Source organism: Mesorhizobium sp. M1E.F.Ca.ET.063.01.1.1 (genome assembly GCF_003998155.1).
Taxonomy (GTDB): domain Bacteria; phylum Pseudomonadota; class Alphaproteobacteria; order Rhizobiales; family Rhizobiaceae; genus Mesorhizobium.
Window position 1 is genome coordinate 1 of record NZ_RZSC01000680.1, and the last position, 3,128, is coordinate 3,128.

The following is a 3,128-nucleotide window of genomic DNA, read 5'->3' on the forward strand; positions in this document are numbered from 1 at the left end:
GGGAATGCCCGTCGCGCCGCAACAACACACAAAAATTGTCGAACGAAGTGACGACGCCGGTCAGCTTCACGCCGTTGATGAGGAAGATGGTAAGTGGATTTTTGCTCTTGCGAACTGAATTCAGGAACAGGTCCTGAAGGTTTTGCGATCGTTCCGCCATTGTTTTTGTCTTTCGCCGATCCCCTTCGGTTTGCGGGCCAATGCGCCAAATTACGCGGCACGTGTCAAGCGCGCAAACCCCCTCTTGCCGCCTAAACGACAAGCAGAACGAGATAGTTGAGGTTCATTCCACCTTTGCGGTTATCAGGCCGGACTTTTTTCCGCAATGTCAAAAAAGGCCTGCCGCAACGAAAGTGTCATGGAACCAGGGTGGCCGTTTGCGACCGGCGCGCCATCGATTTCGACCACAGGCATGGCAATCGTGGTCGCGGAACTGATGAACGCCTCGCGCGCCGCCTTGGCTTCCGCAACCGAAAACCCCCGTTCTTCGATCCTCAGACCGAGCCTGGCCGCGACATCGAACAGCGTGGTGCGCGTGATGCCGCGCAGGATGCCGTGCTCCGCCGGCCGCGTCACCAGAACGCCGTCGCGGGTGACGATCCAGGCGTTGGACGAGCCGCCTTCCTTGACCGTGCCGTCGGCGTCGACGAACCAGGCCTCCTGGGCGCCGGCTTCCTTGGCCTTCTGCTTGGCCAGAACATTGGGGAGAAGGCCGGTGCTCTTGATATCGACGCGATCCCAGCGATTCTCCGGCACGGTGATCACCTTGATGCCGGTCTCCACACGCTTGGCGGCGGCAGCAGGATCGGCCTTGCGGGCGGTTATGACGAGGGCCGGCCTGATGCCTGCCCCTGGAAAGACGAAGTCGCGGCCGGCGACGCCGCGCGTCACTTGGACATAGACGAGGCCGTTGACGACATGGTTGCGGCGCACCACCTCGCGCAGCAGCAGCGGCAGCACATCTTCCGAAACCGGCCAGGCAATCGACAGCTCCTTCAGCGAGCGCTTGAGCCGGGCAAGATGGCGCGGCATGTCTACGATAAAGCCGCGCGCCACCTCGCAGACCTCATAGACGCCGTCGGCGAACTGGTAGCCGCGATCCTCGATATGGACGCGGGCTTGAGCATGGGCGACGTAGCGCCCGTTGACATAGGCAATGCGCGGCATGGAAACCCCTCGGAGCTATTCGGCTTTCTTAGGCGATTCCGCCGCTGCCGTAATGAACAATCGGGTGGACCAAGCGATCCTGGAGCCGTTCAGCGTTTGAGAGGATCGCCGCCCCGCTCTGAGCATCGCAATTCCGGACGGAAAACCGCTGCGCACTTTTCCTGGAATTGCTTTAGACACCGAGCGACTTCAACTTGCGGTGCAGAGCGGACCGCTCCATGCCGATGAATTCGGCCGTCTTCGAGATGTTGCCGCCGAAGCGGTTGATCTGAGCGACCAGATAGTCCTTCTCGAACTGCTCGCGCGCCTCGCGCAGCGGCAGCGCCATGATGTGCTGGTCCGACTGGTTCGGCGTGCGCGGCATGACATCGCCGATCTCGGAGGGCAGAAGGTCGGCGGTGATCGGCGCATCAGCGTCGCCGCCGCGGGCCAGGATCATCAGCCGCTCGACATTGTTGCGCAACTGGCGGACGTTGCCCGGCCAGTTATGCGCCTGCAGAACGGCTAAAGCGTCGTCGCCGATGCGGCGCGGCTTGATGCCGGCCTGGCGCGCGATCTGCTTCATGAAATTGTCGACGAGATACGGGATATCCTCGCGCCGCTCGGCGAGCCCCGGCACCATGACCGGAACCACCGCCAGGCGGTGGTAGAGATCCTCGCGGAAACGGCCGTCGGCGATCATCGCCTCCAAGTTCTGCGAGGTGGACGAGATGATGCGGACGTCGACCTTGACCCGCTTGGTGCCGCCTACCCGCTCGAACTGCTGCTCGACCAGCACGCGCAGGATCTTGTTCTGCGTCTCGCGCGGCATGTCGGCGACTTCATCGATGTAGAGGATGCCGCGATGCGCCTCCTCCAGCGCGCCTACCTTGCGCTCGGTGCCGTTCGATTCGGTGCCGAACAGCTCGATCTCCATGCGCTCGGGTGTGATGGTGGCAGCGCTCAAGGTCACGAAAGGTGCGTTCTTGCGTGCCGACAGCGCGTGGATGGCGCGCGCCGTCAGTTCCTTGCCGGAGCCGGACGGGCCGATGATCATGACGCGGCTGTTGGTCGGCGCGACGCGCTCGATGGTCTGCCGCAACTGGCTCATCGCTGACGACATGCCGATCAGGTCGAAGGTCTCGCCGCTGCGCAGCTTGAGATCGGAGACCTCGCGCCGCAATTTGGACGTCTCCAGAGCGCGTTCGGCGATCAGGATGAGGCGGTCGGCCTTGAACGGCTTCTCGATGAAATCATAGGCGCCGCGACGGATGGCCGACACCGCCGTTTCGATGTTGCCATGACCGGAGATCATCACCACCGGCATGTTAGGATGCATCGTCTTGATCTCGTCCAGCAGCACCAGACCGTCGAGGCGCGAGCCCTGCAGCCAGATATCGAGGAAAATCAGCCGTGGCGCCCGATCTGCGATTGCTGCCAGCGCGCTGTCGGCATCGTGTGCCGTGCGGGTTTCGTGACCTTCGTCGCTCAGGATACCGGCGACTAGTTCGCGGATGTCTTCCTCGTCATCGACGATGAGAATGTCAGACGCCATTACCGACCTTTTCAGTTTCTCGTTCGTGTTCGTTGCGGCCTTCGCCGCGTGGCGGCGCGGCTACGACCGCCGCCGGCGGCAGGATGATCGAGATCATCGCGCCCCGGCCGCCGTGGAAATCCGGCGGCGCGTCGTGCAATTCGAGCCGGCCGCCATGGTCCTCCACGATCTTCTTGACGATAGCGAGGCCAAGGCCGGTGCCTTTTTCGCGCGTCGTCATATAGGGCTCGAGCAGCCTCTGCCGATTCTCGCGCGGCAGCCCTTTGCCGTTGTCGATAACGTCGATTCTTATGGCGCTATCTTGGCGCCCGGCTTGAATCCGGATTGTGCCGTCGGAACGGTCTTTCGCATCAAGTCCATCTATGGCCTCGGCGGCGTTCTTGATGACGTTGCCGAAAGCCTGCGCCATCAGGCGGCTGTCGAACGT

The 3,128-nt window shown here is 62.5% G+C and carries 4 protein-coding genes; all 4 read right to left on the reverse strand.

Annotation, left to right across the window (positions count from 1 at the left end; all coding sequences use genetic code 11):
- A partial coding sequence (hfq, locus tag EOA29_RS30450; RefSeq protein ID WP_127222039.1) for an RNA chaperone Hfq occupies window positions 1-160 on the reverse strand: 160 nt, incomplete at its 3' end.
- 143 nt (window positions 161-303) lie between these two features.
- Window positions 304-1,167, reverse strand: coding sequence for a D-amino-acid transaminase (locus tag EOA29_RS30455; protein WP_126094042.1), 864 nt, complete (start codon window positions 1,165-1,167; stop codon window positions 304-306).
- A 172-nt stretch (window positions 1,168-1,339) separates the two neighbouring features.
- Window positions 1,340-2,701 carry a sigma-54 dependent transcriptional regulator gene (locus tag EOA29_RS30460; RefSeq protein ID WP_126094043.1) on the reverse strand — a complete coding sequence of 454 codons (1,362 nt, stop codon included), beginning with the start codon at window positions 2,699-2,701 and terminating at the stop codon, window positions 1,340-1,342.
- Window positions 2,691-3,128, reverse strand: a 438-nt coding sequence (locus tag EOA29_RS30465; RefSeq protein WP_127222040.1) for an ATP-binding protein, incomplete at its 5' end; no start/stop codon positions are given. The genes EOA29_RS30460 and EOA29_RS30465, both read right to left, overlap by 11 nt.